Source organism: Pseudomonas sp. RT6P73, from assembly GCF_054897715.1.
Map to the genome: position 1 here is coordinate 3,031,890 of NZ_JBUBUV010000002.1, position 26,307 is coordinate 3,058,196.

Below are 26,307 nucleotides of genomic sequence, written 5' to 3' on the forward strand. Positions count from 1 at the left end.
ACGATAACGCGGTGTGATGTCAGGCCATCTTCTTCAGCCCAACCGGCTCAACCGCAAACCGATCCGCTAGAAACGGTGTGATATCCAGCGGCAACGGTTCGTTGTTCACCAGCTTATCCAGCAACACCCCGGTAATCGCCGACGTCAAAATCCCCGTGCGGAAATGCCCGCAGGCATTGAGATAGCCCTCCACCCCGCTCATCGGCCCGAGAATCGGCAACTCATCCGGCGACCCCGGCCGCAGCCCCGCCCAGGTCCGTTTGAGGTTCACGTCCGCCAACTCAGGAAGGCACCGCACCGCCCCCTGCACCAACCCGGCAATTTCCGGGTAGGTGGTGGTCACGTCAAAGCCTTTATCCTCTGTCGTGCTACCAATCAGGATCTCGCCATTGTCCTTCTGGGCCACATAACAATCGCTGGTGGTCAGGCAACCGTTGAGTATTTTCGGCATGCGCTCGGTCAGCAGAATTTGCCCCTTGACCGGTTTCACCGGGATCCGGATCCCGGTGGCCTGCTCACTCAAGTCCGCCGCCCAGGCACCCGCCGCGTTGATCAGCGTGGTGCAGTGAAACACCCCGGCCTCGGCCGTCTGCACGCCGCTGACGCGCGAGCCATGGTGCAGAACCCCGGTGACGTTGGTGTTGAAGTACATGTCGACGCCGTTCTGCCGCGCGCCTTCGGTGTAGGCATCGGCCAGTCGGAACGGGCTGACCTGATGGTCGCAGAGAAACTCCAGCGCCCCGCTCGCCTCATGGCTGACACTCGGTTCGGCCTCGCGCAGCGCCGCCTGATCGAGCCAGCGCACCTGATCGGCCAGGTGGGGAATGCAGGCGACGATGTGCTCGGCGTAGAGGCGGTCTTCATCGTCATAGATCACGAATTTCAGCCCGGTCTTTTCGAACTTGAAATCCATCCCGTGGTTGTCTTTCAACTCCTGATGCAGCGCGGGATACATGGCATTGGACTGCAAGGCAAAATCGAAGAACGACTGCGGCAGGATGTGCGGCGTGCTGGAATCCACCACCACCGCCGAACCCTGGGCCTCGCGCTTGCGATTGGCCGACATCATGCGAAAGAAAATTACCCCACAGCCCAGCCCTACCGACTCGCCGATTGCCCACAAGCCACCCGCTGAAGCACGGGTTGCGTTGCCCGGGCGCTTGCAGTCGATCAACGCGACCTTGAGGTTTTTGCGCTTGGACAACTGATAGGCGCAGGACGCCCCGATCACGCCGCCACCGGCGATGACCACGTCATAGAACTTACTCATGATTCGCGGCCTCCATGCCGGTGGATTGAAACGCAGAAAAGGGAACCGGATCGATCGGAAAACGCGGCCGCAACCAACCCACGTCCTTGCGACCCGTGGCTTCGCGCAAGCGGTCGGTGCAATAGCCGACGCACATCCGCCCCTGACAATCGCCCATGCTCACACGAGTGCGCATTTTCAGACTAGCCAGGTCTTGCACGCCCTGTTCCAGCGCCCGGTCGATGTCGGCGCGAATCGCATGTTCGCAGCGGCAGATCACCGTGTCGGCGGCCGGCAGCGCGGTTTGCCCGGCACCGCGTTCGGTGTAGCGATCGATCGCCGCGCGAAAGCGCACGATGGCCTTGAGTTTCGACACATAGCGATTGCGCCGCACCAGGGCCAGTTCCGCGTCCAGCACGTCCCGTTGCAACAGGATCGACGTGGCCGCGATCCGTCCCGCGAGCATCGCCGCTTCGCCACCGCGAATCCCGCCCATGTCGCCGGCCAGGTGCACGTGAGGCTCGCTGCTTTGCTGCCAGATATTGGCGCTGGCCCGCAGGTAACCGTCGTCGCTGAACCCATGGTTCAGGCCCATTTGCTGACTGAGCTGGGTGCGCGGGATGAAACCGTAACCGACCGCCAGGGTTTGCGCCGGGATTTGCTCGGCACGGCTCAGGTCCGGCACCCAGGTGCTGGAATACGGCGCCACGGTCACGCTATCCAGCTCACCGTCGCCCTGCGCCGCCACCACGCCCCAGCCGTATTGCATCGGGATACCGTGCAGTTTGAGGAACGCGAGCATGCTCAAGCCATCGAGAAACAGCTGCGGCTTGTTCAGCAGCGACAGGCTTTCCCGAGCGATTTTGCCGAATGCGCACGCCTCATAAACACCGGCGACTGTCACGCCGGACGCGTGCAGCTGACAGGCCACCAGCGGCAATAAAGGCCCAGTGCCGGCAATCACCACCGGCCCTTGAGGCTTGACCACTCCGCTCTTGATTTGCAATTGCAGGCCGCCCAGCAGGATTACGCCGGGCAAGGTCCAGCCCGGGAACGGCACGCTGCGCTCATGGCAACCGGCCGCGAGCAGCAGTTGCGCGTATTCGACTTCCTGCAAACGCTCCTCGGCGTCCAGCACCACCAACGCCCGTGTGCCTTCGGCGCCGATCACGCGGTGATTCAGGCGCACGTCGATCAGCGCCGCGTGTTCCTGAAACTCGCCATGCAACCTGGTCAGCACTTCCGAGTACCGCGGCCCCAGATAGTCGAGTTGCACGCCATCGCGCAACGGTCCGCGATAGACCACGCCGCCCAGCCGCGAAGCCTCTTCGAGCAACGTGCAACGCACGCCGTGGCGGGCCAGTTCAATGGCCGCAGCCATCCCTGCCGGTCCACCGCCGACGATCACCGGAAGCAGGCTCATACGCCCTCCTGTTCAACGACGCGGTTGACCTGGGTTTCGACTTTCATGCCGTCGCGCACCACGGTCTGGCAGGCGCGACGTTTGTGCCGGCCATTGATTTTCACCAGGCAGCATTGGCACACGCCCATGCCGCAATAGGCGCCGCTGATTTGGTCGTGATCGTTGCGGGCCACCTGGCGCAGGCCAAGGGCTTGAATGACCGAGAGCACGGTTTCGCCGATGGCGGCGCTGACCGCCTGGCCGTTGATGTGCACAGTCATATCCGCGCACCGCAGTGGCTGGATATCAAACGTTCTGTCTAAACGAGGCATTGCGATGTTCATCCATGATGAGTTCAGGTGAGGGTCCACAGCTCCTTGCTGCACTACACCTTGCAGGCCAACTGATACGCAAAAAACGAGACGGCCTGCACCGGTACTTCGACAGCGCAACAAGTGCGCGTCAAAGCAATGTAGTCGAAGCCAAAGAAGGGGCTTGGATCTTTTACGGTAGGGGATATCGCGTAAGCGAATATTGATCCAGGCCAGTGAAAGACGCCGAGCCCCAACCCATCGATCAGTTGGAGAACACGTACTCGCCCTTGACCTTTTTCGCGCCGATGAAGCCCAGGTCCGGGAACAGCAGGTTTTTGACCAAGGCGACGAAAAACGCCATGCCCACGGTGATTGCTACGCCGACCACGGTCATCACCGGGTCTTCTTCATAACCCTTGAACATCCGCGACACCTGGCTGACCGTCAGAATCACGTAAATGGTGTAAGCCTGTGGCACGTACTTGTAGAAGCCCCAGGCAAACGCCAGCGGTACCAACGCCGCAAACAGGGTGAAGAACACCACGGCACCGGGACCGATCATCGAGCCCAGGAAAAACCCGGAGACCGCACCCAGCAAGGCTTGAACGCAAGTCAGCGCGATCAGAACGTTGACTTTAAGTGAGTGTTTTTCCCGCAGTGCCGGGTCCGGCCGGGCGCCGATCCAGTAAGCCAGCACCCGGTCCTTTACCGCCCCACCGGAGAACGCCTTGAACGTCTCGGTTTTGGAGCGCCCGGCGTCGAGCATGGCCACCAGTTGCCGTTTGATTTCCTTTTTGTCCAACGTACTTCTCCCCTTTTTAATCCAAATGCAAAATAAGTGTGGGAGCGAGCCTGCTCGCGATAGCGGGCTGTCAGTCACCGAAGATTCTGAACTTAAGTCCGCTATCGCGAGCAGGCTCGCTCCCACATGGGTTCATCTTCGCTTTAATGGGCGCCAGAAAGCAAAACGCCGCTTCCACCAGAGGCGGAAGCGGCAGAGGCATGAGCCTCAGATAATCAATGCATGAATATGGCGATCAGGATGATGATCGGGATTGGTACGCCAAGAAATAACAGCAGTAATGAGCGCATGGTAATTCTCCTGGGTTAGCGAACGGGTGGCAGCGTAGTGGTAGTGGTCACGTAATCGTCGGATTCCAGATACTCCACGGCATCCCGACGACGACCGCCGAAGGTAGCGGCGAGGCTGGCGAAAAACGCACCGATCAGCAGCGCAATGAACATCCACAGCGCAGTCCAGGCAGCGACTTTGGCGGCGGTGTCAGCAGCTTGCTGCGCAGCCAGTTTGGCGTCGGCCGCGGCTTTTTGGGTGCGGGCGTAGACCTCATCGACACGGCGCTCGGCATCGGCCTGGGTCAGGTTGGTACGTTGAGCAACCATTTGCGCCAGGTAAGTCCGGTCCTCGGCAGCCAGTTGACCGTCGTTGCTCAAGGAGCGCACGAAGATGCGAGTCACGGTGCTACGGGCGGCGTCATCACTGACAGCAGCCGGGCGATCATCGCGGAACAGAGTGTCGACGAAGTAGCCATATTGGTCGCTGCTGGTATTGCCCGCAGCGGCGCCAGCGGCTTGAGTCGCGGCACTCGCAGCGCCACCGACTACACTCGCCCCGGCTTGCACGCCACTGCTGACAATGCTGCTGACCGAACCGACGACCAGCGTCGCGGTCACCAGCGTGGCAACGCACCAGGCCAGGAAGCCATGGGCCGTGTCACGGAAATAGACTTCATCACCGTGCATGTAGGCCCACTTCACCCGCAGACGACCGGCAATGTAACCACCGGCGCCGGACGCCAAAATTTGCGTAACGGCCAGCCAGACAATCGTTGAAATCCCCAGGCCCTTGGCACTCATACCCTCGTGGGCCCATGGTGAAACAGCTGAAAATCCAAGACCAAACCCAAGCAGCACTAAAATCAGCGACAACGCCGCCGCCGCAGCGGCACCGGCGAAGATCGCTCCCCAGGACACACCCGAGAGCGTGCTTGATTCTTCTGCGGCAGGATAGAAACCATCAGAGGATCTATTCATTGTTGTATCGCTCCAGGCAGGAAAGATGGTGTTACAACTCTTCAAAGGAGTGAGTGCAGTCACCGTGCCAGTTGCCAAATTTCAATAAATCGTTTGATTTCATAACCTTATAAATTTTGAACTTCCGATATCCATGCAAAATGCAAGGAAGCGGCAATTGCAGCGGGTTTTATGCATTGGAGATCAACAGCACGCAGCCTCGTTTCACTCGACAGCTGCTACATAGAACTGCGTATCCCCTGTAGCAGCTGTCGAGTGAAACGAGGCTGCGTGCTATCGATCTTTTCTCTACGTGAAGTTTTATTTAGAAAGTCGGCAAGCATTTATAGGCAAAATGCCCACACACTCCGCCATGAACTGACTATCAGGCACGCCCTATGACCCGCATCTTGACCATCGAAGACGACGCCGTGACCGCTCGGGAAATCGTCGCCGAACTCAGTAGCCACGGCCTCGACGTCGATTGGGTCAACAATGGCCGCGAAGGCCTGGAGCGTGCGGTCAGCGGTGATTACGACCTGATCACCCTCGACCGCATGCTGCCGGAGCTCGACGGCCTGGCCATTGTCACCACGCTGCGGACCATGGGCGTGGCCACGCCGATTCTGATGATCAGCGCCCTCTCCGACGTCGATGAGCGGGTGCGCGGCTTGCGGGCGGGTGGTGATGATTACCTGACCAAGCCGTTTGCTACCGATGAAATGGCCGCCCGTGTTGAAGTGCTGTTGCGCCGCCAGAACACGGTGACCGCCCAGGCGACCACGTTGCGGGTCGCCGATCTTGAGCTGAACCTGATCAGCCACGAAGCCAGCCGCGACGATCAGTTGCTGACGCTGTTGCCCACTGAATACAAGTTGCTGGAATTCCTGATGCGCAACACCGGGCAGATCCTGTCGCGGATGATGATTTTCGAAGAGGTCTGGGGTTATCACTTCGACCCCGGCACCAACCTCATCGACGTGCACATCGGCCGGCTGCGCAAAAAGATCGACCCGCCTGGCAAAGTCCCACTGATTCGGACCGTGCGAGGCTCGGGTTATGTCATTGCTGAACCCCTCTAACGGCTGGCGCTCTTCCAGCAGCCGCTTGCTCGCGCTCTACAGTTCGCTGTTCGTGATCTGGAGCGGGATTCTGATGGGGGTCATGTACTACGAGGTGTCCGCGTACCTGGACAACCTGGCCAAGCACTCGCTGAAGCAGCGTCAGCACCTGTTTTCGCACTTTCAGGGCGAACAATTGGCCGACGCCCTCGCCGTCAGCATGACCTTCGACATTCGCGGCATCGACGCCTATGGCCTGTTCGATTCGCAGCACCGCTACCTCAGCGGTGCACTGCGGCACATGCCCGAAGGCCTGCCGCTGGATGGCAAGATCCACATGCTCGGCGACTGCGCCGAGTCTGATGACCCCAGCTTGCCCGCCGACAGTTGCGACGCGGTCGCGACCCAGACAAAGGACGGTCGGTCGCTGGCTGGTGCTGGTGCGCGATAACGGTTCACTGTTTGCCGTGACCCGGATCATTCTGCACGCGTTGCTCTGGGGCGTGACGCTGACCATCCTGCCCGGCATCGCCGGCTGGCATCTGTTGCGGCGGCGCCCGTTAAGGCGGATTCGTGCGATCCAGGCCAGCGCCGAGGCGATCGTCGCCGGCGACCTGACCCGGCGTTTGCCATTGTCGAACCGCCGCGATGAGCTGGACATGCTCGCCGCCATCGTCAACGCCATGCTTGAACGCATCGAACGCCTGATGAACGAGGTCAAGGGGGTGTGCGACAACATCGCCCATGACCTGCGCACACCGCTGACCCGCTTGCGGGCGCAGTTGTACCGGATCCAGCAGCAGGCGGATGACGGCTCAACGCTGGCCGTGCAACTGGATTCCGTGCTCGGTGAAGCGGATACCTTGATGGCGCGGTTTCGTGGATTGCTGCGGATTTCCGAGCTGGAGGATCGCCAGCGACGTTCCGGTTTCGTGCAGCTGGACCCGGTGCCGTTGCTGCAGGAGCTGCATGACTTTTACCTGCCGCTGGCGGAGGAAGGCGAACTGGTGTTCAAGCTGCAATTACCGGCGTCGTTGCCGATGTTGAATGGCGATCGGGCCCTGTTGTTTGAAGCCGTGGCGAACCTGTTGAGCAACTCGATCAAATTTACACCGCTGGGTGGCGAGGTGATTTTGCGGGGGGTCAATGACGGTGGGCGGACGCGAATCGAAGTGCTCGATTCAGGGCCAGGCATTCCGGAAAGCGAACGGGAAGCGGTGTTCCAGCGCTTTTACCGTGCCGAGGGTGGGAGTCAGAAAAGCGGGTTCGGCTTGGGGCTGTCGATTGTCGCGGCGATTGTCAGCCTGCATGGGTTTGCGCTTGAGGTGAGCACCAGTGAACTCGGCGGGGCGCGGTTAGTGCTCGATTGCGGCCAAGACTTGATACCCCAAACCTGAAGCCCACTCCATTGCGTAGCAGCTGCCGAGCCTGCGAGGCTGCGTTCGGCGACGAAGTCGTCGTGAAATCAGCCCCTGCGGTGTGTCAGGAAAACCGCGTTCGCAGGGTTTACGACGACTGCGTCGCCGAACGCAGCCTCGCAGGCTCGGCAGCTGCTACAAAGGTTGCGTTGTACTTCTAGGTTGGGTAGTTCGCCCGCAGGGCCTCTAGTCCACCCTGATAAATCCCGGCAAACAACTCCTCAACCTCTTGATCACTCACCCCAACCGGCAAAAACCGACCCGACCACGTTACCCGAGCCCTCTGCCCTTGGGCCTCAACCTTGATCGTCGCCAGGTACTCGGTCGCCGGAAACGGTGCCTCCATAATCGAGTAACTGTAAGTCTTGCCGGCGTTATCAAACGTCTCCAGCCGCTCAACCACCACCGCCCCGTCCGCCGTTTGCAGGCAACGCACCCGCCCACCTTCGCTCAGTTCGCTTTTCGGGATAAACGGCAGCCAGTCCGGCAGCGTGTCGAAGCCGCCAATCAATTGCCAAACCTCTTCGGCCGAAGCCGGAATGTCGATAAACGCTGATGCACTTGCCATGTAATGTTCTCGCTTAATCAATAAAAGTCAGATCGCCATGCTGTCGACAACACCGCCGTCGACCCGCAAGGCCGCGCCCGTCGTGGCCGAGGACAGTGGCGAGGCGATGTAGGCCACCAGGTTGGCGACTTCCTCGACATCTGCCACGCGCTGGATGATCGACGTCGGCCGCGCCTTGCGTACGAACGCATCGGCCTCTTCCTTGACACTGCGCCCCGATTGGGCGGTGGCGTCCTTGAGCATCTGCTCCAGGCCATCGGTCAACGTCGGGCCCGGCAGGATCGCGTTGACAGTCACGCCAGTGCCCGCCAGTCGTTTGGCCAGACCGTGGGACACCGCGAGGTTGGCGCTTTTGGTCACGCCATAATTGAGCATGTCCGCCGGGATCGCGATGCCGGACTCCGAGGACAGGAAAATCACCCGGCCCCAGCCCTGCTTGACCATGTCCGGCACGTAATGCCGGGACAGGCGCACGCCGGAGATCACGTTGACCTCATAGAAGCGCGTCCACTCGCTGTCTGGCGTGTCGAAAAAATCCACCTCGTTGAAGATGCCGAGGTTGTTCACCAAGATGTCGGCACGCGGTTCAGCGACGAACAGTTGCTCCGCACCTTCGGCGGTGCCAAGGTCGGCGGTCAGGCCACGCAGTTGCGCGCCCGGCACGCTCTGGCGAATGCTCGCCAGTGCCTGCTCGACTTTGGCCGACTCGCGGCCGATCACCACCACCGTGGCGCCGGATTCGGCCAGCGCCTTGCTGATGCCCAGCCCAATGCCGGCGGTGCTGCCGCTGACAATCGCCAGTTTTCCAGTCAGATCAATCTTCATGCTCAACCTCCTCAGATGGGCAATGGAGCGCGTTCGCTCACCAGTTTCGCGTCGCGCATCGCCTGCCAGAAAGCAGCAGGAATGACGGCCGAGAGTGCGGCAACATCTTCAGCAATTCGGTCTGGACGGCTGGAGCCGGGAATCACCGCCGCCACGGCCGGGTTGGCGAGCGAGAACTGCAACGCTGCAGCTTTGATATCGACACCGTGGGCAGCCGCGATGCGTTTGATCTGCTCGACTTTGTTGACGATCGCCGGGCTGGCCTTCTGGTATTCGAAGTGCGCGCCACCGGCCAGAATGCCCGAGCTGTAAGGACCGCCGACCACGATCTCGACGTTCTGCGCCAGGGCTGCGTCCATCAGACGTTGCAAGGCACGGTCATGGTCGAGAAGTGTGTAGCGACCCGCCAGCAGAAAACCGTCCGGCTGGGCTTCGGTCAGATCAAGGGTCAGTTCGCACGGTTCGACCTTGTTCACGCCCAGGCCCCAACCTTTGATCACACCTTCTTCGCGCAAACGGGTCAGCACTTTGAACGCGCCGGTGCGGGCCTGATTGAAGTATTCCAGCCACTGGTCGCCGTAGAAATCCTGCGCGATGTCATGCACCCAGACGATGTCCAGGCGATCGGTTTGCAGACGCTTGAGGCTGTCTTCGATCGAGCGCATCGTCGCGTCGGCGCTGTAGTCATTGACGATCTTGTTCGGGCGGCCGTGTTCGAACACTCCGCTCTTTTCACCCAGGTCGCGGGCGGCGGCGTCTTCGACTTCGTCCAGGATGACCCGGCCGACTTTGCTGCTCAGCACGTAGTCGTCGCGGTTGTATTTAGCCAGTGCAGTGCCCAGGCGAATCTCCGACAGGCCCGAGCCGTAGAATGGCGCGGTGTCGAAATAGCGCACGCCGGCATCCCAGGCAGCGTGGACGGTGGCCTGCGCCTCGTCTTCAGGGATGGCGCGGAACATGTTGCCCAATGGAGCGGTACCGAAACCCAGCGCGCCGGGCAGTTTGTCTTTCAAGCTCATGATTCAATCCTCGTCAGTTTCAGTGGTCAGTGGCCTGACCGTTGAGCAGATCCTAGATTGCGATGATCGGACCGTCCAAGACATAATGTGCAGCACTTGAGTCCCACGAGGTCTGACATGATCGACATCCGCCAATTGCGCTACTTCGTCGCCGTCGCCGAAGAAGAACACGTCGGTCGCGCCGCCGAACGTTTGCACATCTCCCAGTCGCCCTTGAGCCGGCAGATCGCCCAGCTCGAAGAACGCCTGGGCCTGACCCTGTTCGAGCGCAGCCAACAGCGCATCCGCCTCACCCGCGACGGCCAGACCTTCCTCGCCGAAACCCGCGCCCTGCTGACCCACGCCAACCGCCTCGAATCCCTCGGCAAACGCCTCGGTCGCGGCGAAGAAGGCGGCTTGTGCATCGGCTATATCGAAAACGCCATGCACGCCGGCGTGCTACCCAACGCCTTGCGGGTGCTGCGCGTCGACCGGCCGAACGTGCACGTTGCGCTGTACAACCAGAGCTCCGCCGAACAACTCGAAGGCCTGCGTCAGCGTAGTCTCGATATCGCCCTGGTCAGCGAACCGCCCGTCGCCGACGACCCGGACCTGCTGGGTTTTCAAGTGCTGGACGACCCGATGCTGCTGGCCCTGCCCGAGGACCATCCCCTCGCCCACCAGGCCACACTGATCCCGGCCGACCTCGCCGATCAGGAGTGGATCGGCGTGCAGCACCTCACTAGCCGCGCAGACTTCGTCAGCGCCTGCATCCGTGCCGGCTTCACCCCGGACATCCGCATGGAAGCCACCGGTCCCTTCACTGCATTGGCTCTGGTGGCCTCGGGACTGGGCATCGCCATGATCCAGAAAGGCTTGAGCCGCAACGCACCGCCGGGCGTGGTGCTGCGGGAAGTGTCGTGGATTGGCTACACCAGACCGCTGTGGGCCGCGTGGCACCGGATCAATTTGCGGCCGTTGGTGGAGACGTTCAGGAAGGTGCTGACCGAATCAGGTCCGCATTGATCGTTCCCGCGTGGGGAACGATCAAACCCTGTGGTGATGACACCTTAATGTGTGAAGTTCACAAAAACCCTGTGGCGAGGGAGCTTGCTCCCGTTCGGCTGCGTAGCAGGCGCCAGACCACCCGACGCGGTCTTCCTGACAGTACGTGGTTGCAGGTGTTGGGGCCGCTGCGCGACCCAGCGGGAGCAAGCTCCCTCGCCACAGAGTCTGCTGATGCGGCCCTGATCCCACTCACCTGTTTAAGCGCGAAACAGCACTTGTTTAAACACCCTCAAAGATACTTCCTGAAAGCTACAAAACCTTGCGCCGTTGCCTACGGCTGCGCCAGAATCCGCCGGCTTGTGCGCCTAAGGGCCGCTCGGTAACTTGGTTCCCGTCACTGCCCATCAGTGATCGGGTTTAGTCGCCCGTGGTTGTTAGTATGCATAGCGCGTCATTCAGTCAGGCATTTCAGTCCTGTGCTTAATGGTGGTTGTGCGCAGGGCGCCCTCGGGCGCGCCGGTTTTGCTAACTCCCCCGGTCGACTAACCTGCGCACAGCCGCCACCCCTCGTTTAGTCGCGAAGTGGTTGTGGCTCCATCTCAGGAGTTTGCAATTATGTTCAAGGTTACACCAAACCCACCCGACACCGATCCAGTCTCTCCGTATGAGCCCGATTCAAAAAAACTCAACGAGGCCGCCGAGCGAGCTCTCGACTTCCACTTCCCATCGAACGCCGACATCAAAGCCGCCCCACGAACACGCAGCACTCTGTTTTCCGTAGACCCGGAAGCCACGGCCGAAACCCTGGCGGTTTATCTGGTCGAAATCCTGGCATCAGTCGATGTGATGGTCCACCAGTTGGTGGATCATCTGGAGGGTGAATCGCGTTATGCGCTGCTGGGTATTTCCAACAGCATCATGATGGCGGAGATCACGGCGAATCGGATGTTGGATAAAATTGATCTGCCCAAGTAGCTGCGGTCACATGTGGTCATATTGGTAACTGATGTTGTGTGTGCAACGATCCCTTTTTTGGGGCCGTTGCACAGCTCATTGGATAGAAAATAGATGCGTCCCCTTTTCTACGTCCCCTTTTCTACGTTTTATTAGACTGGCACCCGTGACAAGCCGTCGCTTTCGTAGTTGCACACATACATAGACTTCGCATCAGTACTACTGACCGCTTGACGAGGCTTCTTCCCAACTTTGACGATTGGCCCAGCGGCCCCGGTAAGCGCGTTGACCCTGGTTAATGTATCGCTATCAACGTTTGTCACATAAAGATATTCCCCGGTTCGACCGACAGTAATATGCCAGCCGCCAACTTTCTCGATATAGCGATCGACCTTCTCGAGTTTGACATCAATGACCGCAATTTTTGACGCCATGACAGCGTAGGCAAAGTCGCCGCGAGGGCTAAATGCTACATCCCATGTTGCCCCGGACAAGCGGATTGAACGGGGAATGCCTGTCTCAACGTCGAGGACCGCAATGTCGGTACTGAATGTACTGATATATATGGACTTGCCATCCGGGCTGGCAGCGCCGTTGCGCGGTGACGTCCCTACCGGAATATGCTTTACCTCATAAGTACCGGTATTTATTCGTGTAACACTGGCCCCGGAAAAGTTGCAAACGAATAGCCACTGCTCATCCAGGCTCGGAACAATACCAACCGGCCCTTGCCCTGTAGCAACGGTACGAAGTGTTGCACCCGACAACAGATCAATAAACGAGACCTTGTCCTGGTATCGGTTACTCACATAGCAGAGCTGTCCATTGGAATGCAGCGCAATACCATGCGGACTGTGGATATTCAAAACCGTTTCAACAATCTGGTGGGTTGCCGTGTCGATAATGGAAATGCTGTTTTTTGACCAGCCGGAGACATAAACACGTGTACCGTCCAAACTGATTGCTACGCCCCAACAGCCTCCTCCAATAGGGATGACTGTCTGATTTCCTTGAGCCGTTACCGTGGCTGAGGCTTCGTCCCGCGCAGCACCTTTAGTGGCAATCAATGTGTAAGTGCCGCTTGAGTCGGAGCCCGTTACCCCACTGATGCTGGCCATGCCCTCACTGTTGGTGACAAAGTCCCGCGGGCCGCTTTCACCATCGTCATATCTAAAGCCTGGCGGAATCGTCAGCGTAAAAGTGCCCTGCACCGGCTTTTCGTCCACAACAGTGCGCAGCTGAAGTTCGATATCCTTGAAGCGCCCCCCCGGCGCGATAGTGTATGGCACATTCGTGAACTTCACTTGCTCTTGCGGTACGGCCTGGACGGTATAAGTCCGCATTGAAAAAATCACCGCTTCGTCTTCGTCAGTGCTGCCGTCAAATGTCACCTTGAACTTGATCTCCAGCTTCGAGCCGTCCTTCAGCCCACGCAAATCGGCAACTGGCGCATTGGGGAATAAGCCATTGGGCAAGCCGGCCTCGGGCACGGGCGTCGCTTCATAGGTCTGCGAGCTGTACGGCGAGTTGTCAGCCTTAGTGCCGAAATAACGCAACCAAAGTTTCTGTCCGCGCGCGATAAAAGGCCATTTGGCGATCCGCGTGCACGCAGAGTCGACCAATGCCTGCACGTCCAGAACATCACCCAGCATGCCGTCGATTTCGGGGCGGGGTAAATCCTGCTGTTGCAATGGCAGCACCGTCAGCAGCAGTGGCGTCGACTTGACCGGTCCATTATCGCCACGGCTCACCTGATAGAACACCTTCACCTCTTTGCTCAGGTTAAAGGCGATCACCGTGGTCACCAACGGAATTTCCTGCGGCCCGAGGGTGGCCACAGCCCACACTTTTGTAGTGTGCGAACCCTCGGGGAGCGTGCCGTCAGCACCAGTCCAGATGGCGATTATTTGGTCGCCGATCTGCATGCCGTCATAGTCGACGATGGCTGTGAGATGGGTCTGGGAGTTCAACGGTTCGAGGCGGGTGTCGTCGGCTTCTTTCACTCTCGGCGACTTCAGCTCCAACGCCGTCCCGATCACAAACTCCAACACCTCCGAATAACTCATCTCCTTCTCCGTCGCCCGCCAGATCCGGTAACGCACCGTCACCTTCTTGCCGCGATTCGGCTCAAAGTGATCCCTGACAAACTTGGCATTGAGCGTGAAGTGAACGTCCTTACCCTCCGAGATTCTGGTGATGTCGATCGAGAGCTCTACCTCACCACTGACCTCGCCGGTCACCGTGCAAAACACCTTGTCCCCAGCCTTGGTCGGTCTGACCGCCGGGTTCAGCACGGTCGCTTGGCTGGCGCCGTGGGGCAGTTCCAAGGTCTCCAGCATTCCGTTCTTTTCACCCAACACAATGGCTCTGACCAATTCAGCCAGCTGCTCGCCCACCTCCAGCAGCGCCGCGGGCAGTGACTCGCGCCGCACGATCTCGCCGTTTTGGCCTTCGCTGAGCAGGTTGTACGACAGGACCAGCGTGCCGCCTTCGAGGGTTTTCAGGTGTTTGCCGTCCACCGTGATGAAGAAATCTTTCCCGGCCTCGATTTCCTCCTGGCTGAGAAAGTACCACTCTAGCTCAGGGGTATAGGTGCTCTTGTCGGGGCGGGTACCGAACCAGATCAGCTCGATGGCCATGCCCATCTGCATGATCAGGTCGAACGGGATCCGCACGCGGGGGAACGGCAAGTCCGGGTCAATCCCGCCGTGTTCCGCCTTTTCGGCACAGGGCGCGGCCAAGCGTTTCGGTTCGCCGATGAAGGTGACGAATTGACCCTTGGACGGCAAAGGGTCGGGCGTGCCGGGGCGCTCCACGTAGTAGGAAAAAGTCACCTGGGTTTTCGCCAGTCTGAGCACGTTGGCGTTGGACAGGATGAATTTGTAGGTATGTGGCAGGTTGTCGATCGTCTGGGCCGGCGCAGTGATTTCCACCACTTCGCCGTCGACTGTGGTACCGCGCATTTTCAGGGCAATAATATCGCCCAGCTGGACCGCCGGCTTTTTGGCCCAGACCTCGACTGTGATGTCTTTCCCGTCCAGCTCATCGAGAAAGAGCCTGTTGTTCACTGCTTCGTGGACGACCGGCGCGTCCAGCAGATCGGTGCCGGTCATGACCACCAGCCGCGTGGCCTTGCACCAGTCCTCCGAGTAGTTGTGCACCACGTCGCACACATGGAAGGTGACCGCCAACCCGTCGCCATCGGTATCGCCCGCCGCCAGGATGGTCGCTAGGTCGATGTGGATCACGATCGGATGTTTGTCCGGGTCGTTGATCTGCTCGGCGGTCAACGGCGCGGATTCCACGAGCACACCGCCCCAGCTCAGCACGATGACATCGCCCACTGCCGCGTCCGGATACGGCGCGCCGGTCCCGGACTCGGCGCGAATGATGACGGATACTCCGTCCTTGGCGATCTCCTTGTCGATGATGCCCTCGACGATCACCGGGTCGATGAACATGAACAAGTTCGAGTGGCTGCCTTCTTCCGGGTCCAGATCCTGGCCGGCAGGGATTTCCAGCTTGGCGTAGAGCTTGAGCGCCGGCGCAAACGTCTCGGGGCCCTGATTGAAACGGGTCACCCGGTAAGCCAGCGTATGCGGCCCGGTCAGCCAATGCTTGGGCGCCACCCACAAAGTCACGCGCTCACCGATTTCGGTGTCTTGCGTGAGGGTGTGCTGATCGACCACCAGGCCGTTGAACAGCAGCTCGACCTTGTCGCCTTTGCCCATCGCCGACCAGACCGGGACGTAGACTTTCAGACCATGGTCGGGGAAGTTGTCCAGGGCGGCACTGCGGTTGATCGCCCATTCGTCATCGGACGATTCCATCGGGTGGGCACCGGGGATTTCCGGTGCACGCAACAGCATGGAAACGGCGTGGCGGGGTTGCACGAGCATGTTGATGACTCCTGTCGAGGGGCTGGGCGACGGGGTCATTTAAGGTGTGAAGCGAGGGTGTTGGCTACTGTCAGATCTGACAGGTGGGGTATGTTTTCAGATGAATGGTCGGCATCTGAGTGCCAGTGCAATACGTCCCCGTTCCACTCCCTGTCATTGACCGCCGCCATCGCACCGTCCGGGTTTGATGCTTTACTGAAAAGACCCCAAAACCCTGCGAGTACCCGGACATGAACCGCAACGACCTGCGCCGCGTGGACATGAATCTGCTGGTGATTTTCGAAACGTTGATGTTCGAGAAGAACCTGACCCGGGCCGGGGAGAAACTGTTTCTCGGTCAGCCCGCCGTCAGTGCTTCGCTGGCCAAGTTGCGCGATCTGTTTGACGATCCGTTGCTGGTGCGCAACGGCCGGGTGTTGGAGCCGACCCAGCGCGCCCTGGTGATTCTCAAGGAATTGCAGCCGGCGATGGACACCATCTCCGGTGCGGTCAGTCGGGCCAAGGATTTCGACCCGGCCACCAGCCGCGATGTGTTCCGTATCGGCCTGTCCGACGATGCCGAGTTCGGTCTGTTTCCACCGTTGCTCAAGCAGATTCGCGAAGAGGCGCAGAACGTCGTGGTGGTGGTGCGTCGGGTGAATTACTTGCTGATGTCGTCGATGCTGGCCTCCGGGGAGATTTCCGTCGGGATCAGCTACACCACCGAACTGCCGGCCAATGCCAAGCGCAAGAAGCTACGGGACCTGAGCGTGAAGATCCTGCGCGGTGATGACCGCCCCGGCCCCCTGACCCTGGATGAATACTGCGCTCGCCCTCATGCGCTGGTGTCGTTTTCCGGGGATTTGACTGGAGCTATCGACAACGACCTGGCGAGCATCGGACGTTCACGGCGGGTGGTGTTGGCGGTGCCGCAGTTCTCCGGGCTGCGCGCGTTGCTGGCCGGCACCGATATGCTGGCAACGGTGCCGGATTACGCCGCGTGTGCGCTGATCGAAGGCAGCAGCCAGTTGCGTGCCGACGACCCGCCGTTTGACATCGTGCTGTCCGAACTGTCCATGGTCTGGAACGGGGTCAACGATAACGATCCGGCAGAACGTTGGTTGCGCTCGCGAATTGCCCAACACATGTCGGCTGAACTGCCGGTGCTCTGAGCGAGTTGAAATCCGGATCGGTCTCGCGCAGGAAGATCGGCATGTCGGTCATCGGTGGCATCGCCGGAATGTCGAAATACATCTGGATCACCCAGCCACGGTGATAACTGGCGTGATTGACCACGTGCATCAGCATCGCCCCGGCACTCATGGTGCCGCTTTCGCCCGAGACAAACGTGAATTCGACGGGCTTATCCAGCGACGTCTCGCTCTGCCGGGCGCTCCACCGGCAATACCAGTGATCGATCTCCTTTTGCGCCATGCGCAAATCAGCCAGGTCGGGATGCAGCAGGTCGTGTGAGGTTTTGAAGCCGTGCCCTCGGCCTTCGAGGTGAGCCTGCCAGATGCAATCCACGACGTAGATGTGGTTCAGGGTGCCGATCATGTTTTTGAACACCGACACCCGCTCTTTGTTGACCTCACCCGGCGGCAATGCGGCCAGGCTGTCAAAGAGGCGCTGATCGGCCCATTGCTTGTAATCGGCAAGCATGCGCGCAGTGCGTACGTTGATCATCAGAGTTCTCCCATTACGATGGGCGCACTGGCAAGCATAGCCCTCACAGCGGGCGACATTATAAAGGCTGATAACCGGCACTTCGCCGCAATGCGGTCGGTGTAGCAGCTTCCGAGCAGCGCGAGGCTGCGTTCGGCTGCGCAGCAGTCGTGAAATCAGGCAATGCGGTGTTTCAGAAAGACCGCGTGCGCAGGATTTACGTCTGCTGCGCAGCCGAACGCAGGCTGCTACGGGTGCGTTACGACTTCGGACGGTGGGTGTCAGTGAATCGCGACCGGGTTGATGTTGACCTGGGTCGAGCCCTTGTACAGCGGCTGTCCGAGGACAAACATGAACTCCCAGGCCTTGTCTTTCACCAGCGCGCGGCTGTCGATCAGCTCAAGGTTGTAGATGCCGTTCTTGGCCAGCATGAATTGGTTGACCGGGAATTCCTGACCGTCTTTGGCCGGGTAGATTTCCGAAGCCCAGGTGTCGCCGCCGAACGCGACGATCTGCTTGTCCGCCAGCCATTTGGCCGCGGCCATGCCTATACCGGGTTCCACGGCGAGGAATTTTTCGTTGTCCTTGCCCAGCAGTTCCAGCCAACCGGTGTTGAACAGCACCACGTCACCCTTCTGAATGCTGATGCCTTGCAGGTCCAGTGCCTTCTGAATGTCGGCGACGCTGAACTCGGTTTTCTCCGGCACGATGGCGCTGCCGTACACGGCGGTCATGTCCAGCACCACGCCACGGGTGACGATGGGAGGGACTTTTTCGATGCCGAGTTTCTTCACCCCTTCCACGGTGACGAAGTCCGCGGCACGGTTGCCGTTGTAGTAGACGTTGTCGATGCCGATATGGCCGATGCCGTTGAGTTGGGTGCCGACACCGGTCCAGCCGACCACCAGTTCATCGTTGAAGGTGAATTTGTTCGGCCCCATGGTGGTGCCACCCGCTTCGCCCGGCTGGATATTGGTCAGGTGAAAGCTGCGGTGACGGAAAGCCGGCAGGGTTTTGTCGATGGGCACGGCCAGCGGGTAGGTTTTGCCGGTCTTGATCAGCTTTGAAGCGTTGATGACTGACTCGGCATTCAGCAGGTTCAGTGCGCCGATTTCATCGTTGGCGCCGTATTTCGAGGGATACCATTTTTCGCTGTCCGCAGCGTGGGCGGCATTGAGGGTGAACAACAGGGCAAATGGCAGTACCAATCGATTGAGCATGAGCGGGTCCTTGTGAGGTTGCAGTGGACCCAAGGTACGCAGCCTGTCTGTGGGGAAACAGACAGGGATGGGCAATACATTTGTTCTGGATTGTCACGAGTGAGAGCTGTGGCAGTGAGCCTGCTCGCGATAGAGGTGGAACATTCAGCATCGACGCCGGCTGACAGACCGCTATCGCCAGCAGGCTAGCTCCCACACTGGATGGGCGTCGCTCCTGGTTTTTGTGACCACCGCTGAACCCCTGTGGGAGCGAGCCTGCTCGCGATGACGGCGGCACATTCAACAGTTGCTCTGTCAGATAGACCGCTATCGCCAGCAGGCTAGCTCCCACACTGGATGGGCGTTACTCCCGGTTTTTGTGACCATCGCTGAACCCCTGTGGGAGCGAGCCTGCTCGCGATGACGGCGGCACATTCAACAGTTGCGCTGTCAGATAGACCGCTATCGCCAGCAGGCTAGCTCCCACACTGGATGGGCGTCACTCCCGTTTTTTGTGACCATCGCTGAACCCCTGTGGGAGTGAGCCTGCTCGCGATAGCGGTGGGTCATTCAGCACCGACGTGGCTGACAGACCGCTATCGCGAGCACGCTCACTCCTACAGGGAATGTGGTAAGCCGACTGGTATTCATGGGACTGGCGACCACTTCGTCGTTTGGCGGTTGAACTCTGCCGGCAGCAATGACATAAACCCCGGAAATCCAGCCGCTTGAACCGGCGTCGCTGACACAGAAGCCCATGAACGAAATCACCCGAACACCTCATCCCGATCAGCCGCGCTCTATCGTGTTCGTCGCGTTCCCGGAGATGGGCCTGCTGGATCTCACGGGGGCGCAAACCGTGTTCTGGGCAGCTTCCAAAGCCATGGCCGAGCGCAGTTTGCCGGGTTACATCCGGCACACCGCCAGCCTCACCGGCGGGTTGATTCAGACCGCGGAAGGTCTGTCGGTCGACACGTTGCGATTGAGCGATTTCGACGAGCATTCGATCGATACCCTGATCGTCCCCGGCGCGCCGGATATTCGTCATGCAATGAGCAATTCCCAGGCGTTGGTCGTCTGGCTGAAATCGGCAGCGGTCAACGTCAAGCGCACCGCCTCCGTGTGCAGTGGCGCCTTCCTGCTGGCGCAAGCCGGTTTGCTCGACGGCCGCCGCGCCGCGACTCACTGGGCGATGTGCGACATGCTCAAGCGGGGCTTCCCGTCGATTGAAGTCGATAGCGATGCGATCTTCATCCAGCAAGGCTCAGTGTGGACGTCGGCGGGTGTCAGCGCCGGTATCGATCTGGCGCTGGCGATGGTGGAAGCCGACTGCGGCCGTGAAGTCGCTCTGGAGGTCGCCCGGGAATTGGTGGTTTTTCTCAAGCGCCCCGGCGGCCAGGCCCAGTACAGCCAGTTGCTGCAATCGCAGACCGAAGACGGTGCCGCCTTCGATGATTTGCACCTGTGGATCGCGCAAAACCTGAGCAGCGAAAAGCTGACCGTCGAAGCGCTGGCGGAAAAGATGCAAATGAGCCCGCGAAATTTTGCCCGGGTCTACAAACTCAAGACTGGGCGCACCCCGGCCAAATCGGTGGAAGTGCTGCGACTGGAAGCCGCCCGACGCTTGCTGGAAGAGTCCGAGCGCAACATTGATCAAATCGCCCGTCAATGCGGGTTTGGTGATGAGGAGCGCATGCGTTTTACCTTTCAGCGCAACCTTGGGATCTCGCCGAGGGATTATCGCAATCGATTCTCTCGTTAATCACAGCGCATATAACTACCTGTCATTTAGCTGAACAAGTTCGAACTTCAATATTCAAATCCGATGTTTTTTCCACTCGATTCGGTATTTAGCGGACATTGAAGGTTGACTTCACCGACCTCCCTGAGTAAATTGCCCGGGCCTTCGACGAAGGCCTTTTTTCAACTCACAAAAGAATCCAATGGACACAGTATCTAGTCGCTGTCGGGACACTGCGAATTCGCGGAACCTGGCACATAACCCAGTAAATGACGGGACTCGACTTTTCGGTCGGGTGAGCTGCGCTAGAGCTTGATGCTCCACCGTAACTTGCCTCACCGGCGTCCGTCCGGTCCAGAGGCATGTTATGAATTTCAAAACCACCGTAATGCCGGGCGTACGCGCCTTTGCATCGACCATGCGGGTCAAGCTGTGCCGTGAGCGTCTATTGACGACACGGGTCAGCGCCCCGTTTTCCACCCCTTCTTCCCCCGCCAAGGCACACCCTCGTGCCAACTGGCGCGTCTGCCCGATGACGGGCCGGCTTCAGCAACGCTGGAGCTTCGACGACAGCCAGGAACCACCGAGTCGGCGCATCGCGCGGATGTTCGGCCTGACCCTCGGGGCCCGCACTTTCAGTTGATCTGAAGGCACTTCAAAGTCCTTCCCTCGACGTTTTCCTTAATACGGAATTCGGCAACTTCTTATTGCCTGTTAAAACACCAAATTGCTGGAGTTAGTTATGGACGAAGCCAGTAGACGGTTCGCTGCGCATCAACTTTCCACTGATACGCAGCGAACGTTAAAAACACAAGAAAACAACACTTTCGAAATTGATCGCCTGTTTGCGACTCGACATACATTCGCTCGCCTATGAATAGATGAGTGGGCTGTGTGTCGTGCCGCAAGACGGCGGCAGGAGCACACACAATGACGACTGTAAAAACTCCGGATACTCGCGCCAAAGGCGCCAGCAGCGACAACGCCAAACTGTCGATGCGTGCCGCCCGTGAAGCACAAAACGGCCTGGCCGTGACCCTCGCCAATCTCAACGCCACCCCTGACGGTTTGACCGAGCTTGAGGCCGAAGGCCGTCTGGCGCGCGCAGGCTTCAACGAAGTCGCCCACGACAAGCCGCCTCACGCCATCGTCCAACTACTCAAAGCCCTCAACAATCCCTTCATCTATGTCCTGCTGACCCTGGCCGGCATCAGTTTTTTCACCGACTACTGGCTGCCGATCAGCCAGGGCGAAGGCGACGATGCGGATCTGACCAAGGTCATCATTATCATGACCATGGTTACCCTGAGCAGCCTGCTGCGGTTCTGGCAGGAATACCGCTCGGCCAAATCCGCCGAAGCCCTCAAAGCCATGGTGCGCACCACGGCAACCGTGCTGCGACGCGGACAAAACGGCAACGGCCCGGTGCTGCGCGAAGTGCCGATGCGCGAACTGGTGGCCGGCGACATCGTCCAGCTCAGCGCTGGCGACATGATCCCGGCGGACATCCGCCTGATCGAATCCCGCGACCTGTTCATCAGCCAGGCGGTGCTGACCGGCGAAGCCTTGCCCGTCGAGAAGTACGACACCCTGGGCGACGTCGCACAGAAGTCGGCGAGCCACAGCGCTGCCGATCAATCCAACCTGCTGGACCTGCCAAACATCTGCTTCATGGGCACCAACGTGGTCAGCGGCACCGCCAAGGCGGTGGTGGTCGCGACCGGCCCGCGCACCTATTTCGGCTCGCTCGCCAAAGCCATTGTCGGCTCGCGGGTGCAAACGGCATTCGATCGCGGGGTGAACAGCGTCAGCTGGTTGTTGATCCGCTTCATGCTGGTCATGGTGCCGATCGTGTTCCTGCTCAACGGGTTTTCCAAAGGCGACTGGAGCGACGCGTTCCTGTTTGCCCTGGCGGTCGCGGTCGGCCTGACCCCGGAAATGCTGCCGATGATTGTCAGCGCCAACCTGGCCAAAGGCGCGATGGCCATGGCCAAGCGCAAAGTGGTGGTCAAGCGTCTCAACGCGATCCAGAACTTCGGCTCGATGGACGTGCTGTGCACCGACAAGACCGGCACCCTGACGCAGGACAAGATCATTCTTGAGCACCACGTCGACAGCAACGGTCGGCGCGACGACACGATCCTCGAACTGGCGTGGCTCAACAGCCATCACCAGAGCGGTCTGAAAAACCTGATGGACCAGGCCGTGGTGCAGTTTGCCAACAGCAATCCAAAGTTTCGCGTGCCCTTTGCTTACAGCAAGGTCGATGAGTTGCCGTTCGACTTCGTCCGTCGGCGCCTGTCGATCATCGTCAAGGACAGCCGCGACGATCACCTGATGGTGTGCAAAGGCGCGGTCGAGGAAATGCTGACCATCGCCAGCCACATTCATGAAAACGGCACGGTCGTGGCACTCGATGAACAGCGCCGCAAAGACCTGCTGGCCCTGGCCAACGAGTACAACGAGGACGGTTTCCGGGTGCTGCTGGTCGCCACCCGCGAGATCCCGAAAGCGCAAAGCAAAAACCAGTACAACACCGTGGATGAACGCGAGCTGGTGATTCGCGGCTTCCTGACCTTTCTCGATCCACCGAAGGAAACCGCGGGCCCGGCGATTGCCGCGTTGCGCGACATGGGCGTGACCGTCAAGGTGCTGACCGGCGACAACGCCGTGGTGACCTGCAAGATCTGCCGCGAAGTCGGGCTGGAGCCCGGCACGCCGCTGCTCGGGCAAGACATCGAGAAAATGGACGACACCACGCTCAAGCTACGGGTTGAAGAGCGCACGGTGTTCGCCAAGCTGACGCCGCTGCAAAAGTCCCGGGTGCTCAAGGCGCTGCAGGCCAACGGTCACACCGTGGGTTTCCTTGGCGATGGCATCAACGACGCCCCTGCCCTGCGCGATGCCGATGTCGGCATTTCGGTGGACAGCGGCACCGACATCGCCAAGGAATCGGCCGACATCATTCTGCTGGAAAAGAGCCTGATGGTGCTGGAGGAAGGCGTGCTCAAGGGCCGCGAAACCTTCGGCAATATCATGAAGTACCTGAACATGACCGCCAGCTCCAACTTCGGCAATGTGTTCTCGGTGCTGGTGGCCAGTGCGTTCATTCCGTTCCTGCCGATGCTGTCGATCCATCTGTTACTGCAAAACCTCATGTACGACATCTCTCAGCTGTCGCTGCCGTGGGACAAGATGGACAAGGAGTTCCTGCGCAAACCACGCAAATGGGACGCGAAAAACATTGGCCGTTTCATGCTGTGGATCGGGCCGACCTCGTCGGTCTTCGACATCACCACCTTCGCCCTGATGTGGTACGTGTTCGCCGCCAACAGCGTGGAAATGCAGAGCCTGTTCCAGTCCGGCTGGTTCATCGAAGGGCTGCTGTCGCAGACCTTGGTGGTGCATATGTTGCGCACCCAGAAGATTCCGTTCTTCCAGAGCACGGCGGCGTTGCCGGTGATCCTGATGACTGGATTGGTGATGGCGCTGGGTATCTACATTCCGTTCTCGCCACTGGGCACGCTGGTCGGCCTGCAACCGCTGCCGTGGGCATATTTCCCTTGGCTGGTGGGCACCCTCCTCAGCTACTGCGTGTTCGCGCAGATCATGAAGACGATCTACATCCGCCGCTTCAAGCAGTGGTTCTGATCCGAACACCCTGAGTTGAGTGGACGAGCCTAAATGACTTGAACACCACAATCCCTGTGGGAGCGGCGGTGCGGCGATCCGACTTGCCCGCGATAGCGGACTGACATTCAAAAGAGATGTCGACTGACACACCGCCATCGCGGGCAAGCCCGCTCCCACAGGTTTCGGGTCGGGCCATAAATTAATGCAACACGGAAAAAGGGAGAGTCCTGATGTCGGGAACTACTCTACTGATCAACCTCGCAGGCTCCATCGCACTTTTGCTGTGGGGCACTCACATGATTTCTTCGGCGTTGTTGCGCGGATTCGGCACGCCGCTGCGCCACTGGCTGGGCCACAACTTGAACAACCGCTGGATGGCCTTGCTCTCGGGTATCGGCATCACCGGCCTCTTGCAAAGCAGCACCGCCGTCAGCCTGATGGCGACTTCGTTCACGGCCGCCGGCACCCTGGGTCTGGCGCCCGCGTTGGCGGTGATGCTCGGCGCCAATATCGGTTCGACCCTGGTGGTGCAACTGCTCAGCGTCGACGTTTCAATCCTCACACCCATCGTCTTGCTAGCGGGTTTGATGGTGTTCCGCCTGCGCGATGACTCGCGGTACGAAAGCGTCGGCTGTGCGCTGATTGGTCTGGGGCTGATGCTCCTGGCCCTGCGCATGCTCGGTTCGACACTGGCGGACGTCGAAGGCACGCCGGTCTTTCAGCTGATCATGCAGAGCCTGGACGGCGATCTGCTGATTGCGCTGCTGGTGGCGCTGATTCTCACGTGGCTGTGCCATTCCAGCGTCGCCGTGGTGTTGCTGATCGTCTCGCTGGCTGCCACAGGCATGCTGTCGGCAACCACCCTCGTCGCGCTGATACTGGGCGTGAACATTGGCGGTGCGCTGCCTTCGGTCATCAATGCCGGTTCGAGCGTCGGCCGACGTCTGCCGCTGGGCAATCTGCTGGTGCGTGCGGTTGGTGCCCTGTTTGTGCTGCCATTTTCCGGGCTGCTAGCCGAGCTGAAACTGGAGCCGTCGGTGCTGGTGGTGTCCCTGCACAGCGGTTTCAATCTGCTGCTGGCGTTGGTGTTCATCGGCCTCACCGACGTACTCGCCAAATGGCTCACCCATCTGCTGCCGGCGCCGGAGCGGGATGTCGATCCAGGCATGCCGCACTACCTCGACGAAGCGGGTCTGGAAGTGGCCAACATCGGCCTGTCCAACGCCGCCCGCGAAGCGCTGCGTATGGCCGACATGCTCTCGGCGATGCTCGGCCGACTGGTGCAGCTGTTCCAGACTTCGGCGCCCGCCTGCGCCGCTGAAGTGCAGCGCATCGATCAGTCACTGGACCTGCTGGGCGCGGCCATTCGCGCTTATCTGGCGGACATCGGCAAGGAAGGCATCAGTGACAGCGATGCCGATCGCTCCCAGGAAATCCTGATGTTCGTGATCAACCTGGAACATGCCGCGGACATTCTTTCCAGCAGCCTGACGCAATTGGCCATGCGCCGGTTGCGCCGTGGCGAACAATTCTCGGCGTTCGAGCTGGGCAACATCGCCCCGCTGCACGACGCGCTGCTGGAAAGCCTGAGCCTGGCGATCACCGTGTTCCTGCGCGAAGACATTCCCACCGCGCATCATTTGATCCATCGCAAGGAGACCGTCAGAAGGCTCGAAGCGCACGCCAGCCGCGAGCACTTTCGCAAGTTGCAGGAAGACAAAAACACCTGGGCGGAGTCCGGCGACATCTTCCAGCGGGTCCTGCGTGACTACCGCCGCGTGCATCACCACATCGCCGCCCTGGGCTATCCGCTGCTGGAGCGTGCCGGTGAGCAAGCGGTCGAGAGCCATGATCTGAGCAAGGAAAACCCGTCATGCGCCTCTTGATCTGCGCGGGTCGCCATTACGCCGACAGCCGTCTGTGCCGGCGGGTCCTCGATGCCTTCCACCGAATGCATCCGGTGCGCGTGCTGATCCATGGCGGCAATCAATACCTGGGCGGCGACATCGAAGAGTGGGCCCGGGAACACGGCGCCGACATCGTGCGCTACCCGCCCAACTGGCAGCGCCATGGCAAGTCGGCTGAACGCCTGCGCAACCACTTCATGTTGCTCGACAGCCGACCGGACGTGGTGATCGCCCTGCCCGGCGGCGAAGACACCGAAGAACTGGTGGCCCAGGCCCGGACGGCCGGATTGCAAACCTTATCGGTAGAGGGTCGGGGCTGAGCCCCACTTCACAACGCGGTCCCGTAGCAGCTGTCGAGCCTGCGAGGCTGCGTTCGGCTGCGCAGCAGTCGTGAGTCCGGCTGATGCGGTCTGCCTGATGTACCGCAATCGCTGGTTTTACGACTGCTTCGCAGCC

The 26,307-nt window shown here is 59.9% G+C and carries 20 protein-coding genes and 1 pseudogene; 10 read left to right on the forward strand and 11 right to left on the reverse strand.

Annotated elements, in window-relative coordinates; translation table 11 throughout:
• Window positions 1-19: 19 nt before the first annotated feature.
• From hcnC to ACYZT6_RS14430, 5 genes are all read right to left on the reverse strand, one after another.
• A complete protein-coding gene (hcnC, locus tag ACYZT6_RS14410) occupies window positions 20-1,270 on the reverse strand; it encodes a cyanide-forming glycine dehydrogenase subunit HcnC (RefSeq protein ID WP_462027471.1) in 1,251 nt (416 codons plus the stop codon).
• On the reverse strand, window positions 1,263-2,672 hold the full coding sequence (hcnB, locus tag ACYZT6_RS14415; RefSeq protein ID WP_462027472.1) for a cyanide-forming glycine dehydrogenase subunit HcnB: 1,410 nt from the start codon (window positions 2,670-2,672) through the stop codon (window positions 1,263-1,265). Before hcnB ends, hcnC begins: the two co-directional genes overlap by 8 nt.
• Window positions 2,669-2,983, reverse strand: coding sequence for a cyanide-forming glycine dehydrogenase subunit HcnA (gene hcnA, locus ACYZT6_RS14420; protein WP_462027473.1), 315 nt, complete (start codon window positions 2,981-2,983; stop codon window positions 2,669-2,671). Before hcnA ends, hcnB begins: the two co-directional genes overlap by 4 nt.
• A 244-nt stretch (window positions 2,984-3,227) precedes the next feature.
• On the reverse strand, window positions 3,228-3,767 hold the full coding sequence (locus ACYZT6_RS14425) for a hypothetical protein (RefSeq protein ID WP_462027474.1): 540 nt from the start codon (window positions 3,765-3,767) through the stop codon (window positions 3,228-3,230).
• 305 nt (window positions 3,768-4,072) lie between these two features.
• A complete protein-coding gene (locus ACYZT6_RS14430) occupies window positions 4,073-5,017 on the reverse strand; it encodes a hypothetical protein (RefSeq protein ID WP_462027475.1) in 945 nt (314 codons plus the stop codon).
• 377 nt (window positions 5,018-5,394) lie between these two features.
• On the opposite strand from ACYZT6_RS14430, the gene ACYZT6_RS14435 reads away from it, so the two are divergent.
• Both ACYZT6_RS14435 and ACYZT6_RS14440 read left to right on the forward strand, forming a co-directional pair.
• A complete protein-coding gene (locus ACYZT6_RS14435) occupies window positions 5,395-6,078 on the forward strand; it encodes a response regulator transcription factor (RefSeq protein WP_438658753.1) in 684 nt (227 codons plus the stop codon).
• A pseudogene (locus tag ACYZT6_RS14440) lies at window positions 6,056-7,454 on the forward strand (sensor histidine kinase). Before ACYZT6_RS14435 ends, ACYZT6_RS14440 begins: the two are co-directional and overlap by 23 nt.
• Before the next feature lie 178 nt (window positions 7,455-7,632).
• On the opposite strand, the gene ACYZT6_RS14445 reads toward ACYZT6_RS14440, so the two are convergent.
• From ACYZT6_RS14445 to ACYZT6_RS14455, 3 genes are read right to left on the reverse strand one after another with little or no spacing between them, the layout of a single operon-like run.
• Entirely contained in the window at window positions 7,633-8,043 is a 411-nt protein-coding gene (locus ACYZT6_RS14445; RefSeq protein WP_462027476.1) for an SRPBCC family protein, read from the reverse strand.
• 27 nt (window positions 8,044-8,070) lie between these two features.
• Entirely contained in the window at window positions 8,071-8,868 is a 798-nt protein-coding gene (locus ACYZT6_RS14450) for an SDR family NAD(P)-dependent oxidoreductase (RefSeq protein WP_462027477.1), read from the reverse strand.
• Between the two features lie 11 nt (window positions 8,869-8,879).
• Entirely contained in the window at window positions 8,880-9,887 is a 1,008-nt protein-coding gene (locus tag ACYZT6_RS14455; protein ID WP_462027478.1) for an aldo/keto reductase, read from the reverse strand.
• 117 nt (window positions 9,888-10,004) lie between these two features.
• Here ACYZT6_RS14455 and ACYZT6_RS14460 point away from each other — a divergent pair, with 117 nt between their 5' ends.
• Window positions 10,005-10,892 carry a LysR substrate-binding domain-containing protein gene (locus ACYZT6_RS14460; protein WP_462027479.1) on the forward strand — a complete coding sequence of 296 codons (888 nt, stop codon included), beginning with the start codon at window positions 10,005-10,007 and terminating at the stop codon, window positions 10,890-10,892.
• A 597-nt stretch (window positions 10,893-11,489) separates the two neighbouring features.
• Entirely contained in the window at window positions 11,490-11,849 is a 360-nt protein-coding gene (locus tag ACYZT6_RS14465; protein ID WP_462027480.1) for a DUF6124 family protein, read from the forward strand.
• Between the two features lie 131 nt (window positions 11,850-11,980).
• On the opposite strand, the gene ACYZT6_RS14470 is transcribed toward ACYZT6_RS14465, so the two are convergent.
• The gene (locus tag ACYZT6_RS14470; protein WP_462027481.1) at window positions 11,981-15,727 is read right to left on the reverse strand and encodes a YncE family protein; all 3,747 of its coding nucleotides are present in this window, start codon (window positions 15,725-15,727) and stop codon (window positions 11,981-11,983) included.
• A gap of 230 nt (window positions 15,728-15,957) precedes the next feature.
• Between ACYZT6_RS14470 and ACYZT6_RS14475 the strand changes: the two genes are divergently transcribed.
• Window positions 15,958-16,878 carry a LysR substrate-binding domain-containing protein gene (locus tag ACYZT6_RS14475; RefSeq protein ID WP_462027482.1) on the forward strand — a complete coding sequence of 307 codons (921 nt, stop codon included), beginning with the start codon at window positions 15,958-15,960 and terminating at the stop codon, window positions 16,876-16,878.
• Here ACYZT6_RS14475 and ACYZT6_RS14480 read toward each other — a convergent pair.
• Complete coding sequence (locus ACYZT6_RS14480) at window positions 16,799-17,392, reverse strand: DinB family protein (RefSeq protein ID WP_462027483.1); 594 nt, start codon at window positions 17,390-17,392, stop codon at window positions 16,799-16,801. The two genes, ACYZT6_RS14475 and ACYZT6_RS14480, sit on opposite strands and share 80 nt — an antisense overlap.
• A 260-nt stretch (window positions 17,393-17,652) precedes the next feature.
• Window positions 17,653-18,591: a cyclase family protein gene (locus tag ACYZT6_RS14485; protein ID WP_462027484.1), complete on the reverse strand. Its 939-nt coding sequence runs from the start codon at window positions 18,589-18,591 to the stop codon at window positions 17,653-17,655.
• A gap of 736 nt (window positions 18,592-19,327) precedes the next feature.
• On the opposite strand from ACYZT6_RS14485, the gene ACYZT6_RS14490 reads away from it, so the two are divergent.
• The 5 genes from ACYZT6_RS14490 to ACYZT6_RS14510 all read left to right on the forward strand — a co-directional run bounded on the left by ACYZT6_RS14490 (window position 19,328) and on the right by ACYZT6_RS14510 (window position 26,171).
• A complete protein-coding gene (locus ACYZT6_RS14490) occupies window positions 19,328-20,332 on the forward strand; it encodes a GlxA family transcriptional regulator (RefSeq protein ID WP_462027485.1) in 1,005 nt (334 codons plus the stop codon).
• Window positions 20,333-20,678: 346 nt separating this feature from the next.
• Window positions 20,679-20,954, forward strand: coding sequence for a hypothetical protein (locus tag ACYZT6_RS14495; protein ID WP_462027486.1), 276 nt, complete (start codon window positions 20,679-20,681; stop codon window positions 20,952-20,954).
• Between the two features lie 287 nt (window positions 20,955-21,241).
• A complete protein-coding gene (mgtA, locus tag ACYZT6_RS14500; RefSeq protein WP_462027487.1) occupies window positions 21,242-23,962 on the forward strand; it encodes a magnesium-translocating P-type ATPase in 2,721 nt (906 codons plus the stop codon).
• A 212-nt stretch (window positions 23,963-24,174) separates the two neighbouring features.
• Window positions 24,175-25,830 carry a Na/Pi cotransporter family protein gene (locus ACYZT6_RS14505; RefSeq protein ID WP_462027488.1) on the forward strand — a complete coding sequence of 552 codons (1,656 nt, stop codon included), beginning with the start codon at window positions 24,175-24,177 and terminating at the stop codon, window positions 25,828-25,830.
• Window positions 25,818-26,171: a DUF2493 domain-containing protein gene (locus tag ACYZT6_RS14510; RefSeq protein ID WP_462027489.1), complete on the forward strand. Its 354-nt coding sequence runs from the start codon at window positions 25,818-25,820 to the stop codon at window positions 26,169-26,171. Before ACYZT6_RS14505 ends, ACYZT6_RS14510 begins: the two co-directional genes overlap by 13 nt.
• The last annotated feature ends 136 nt before the right edge of the window (window positions 26,172-26,307 follow it).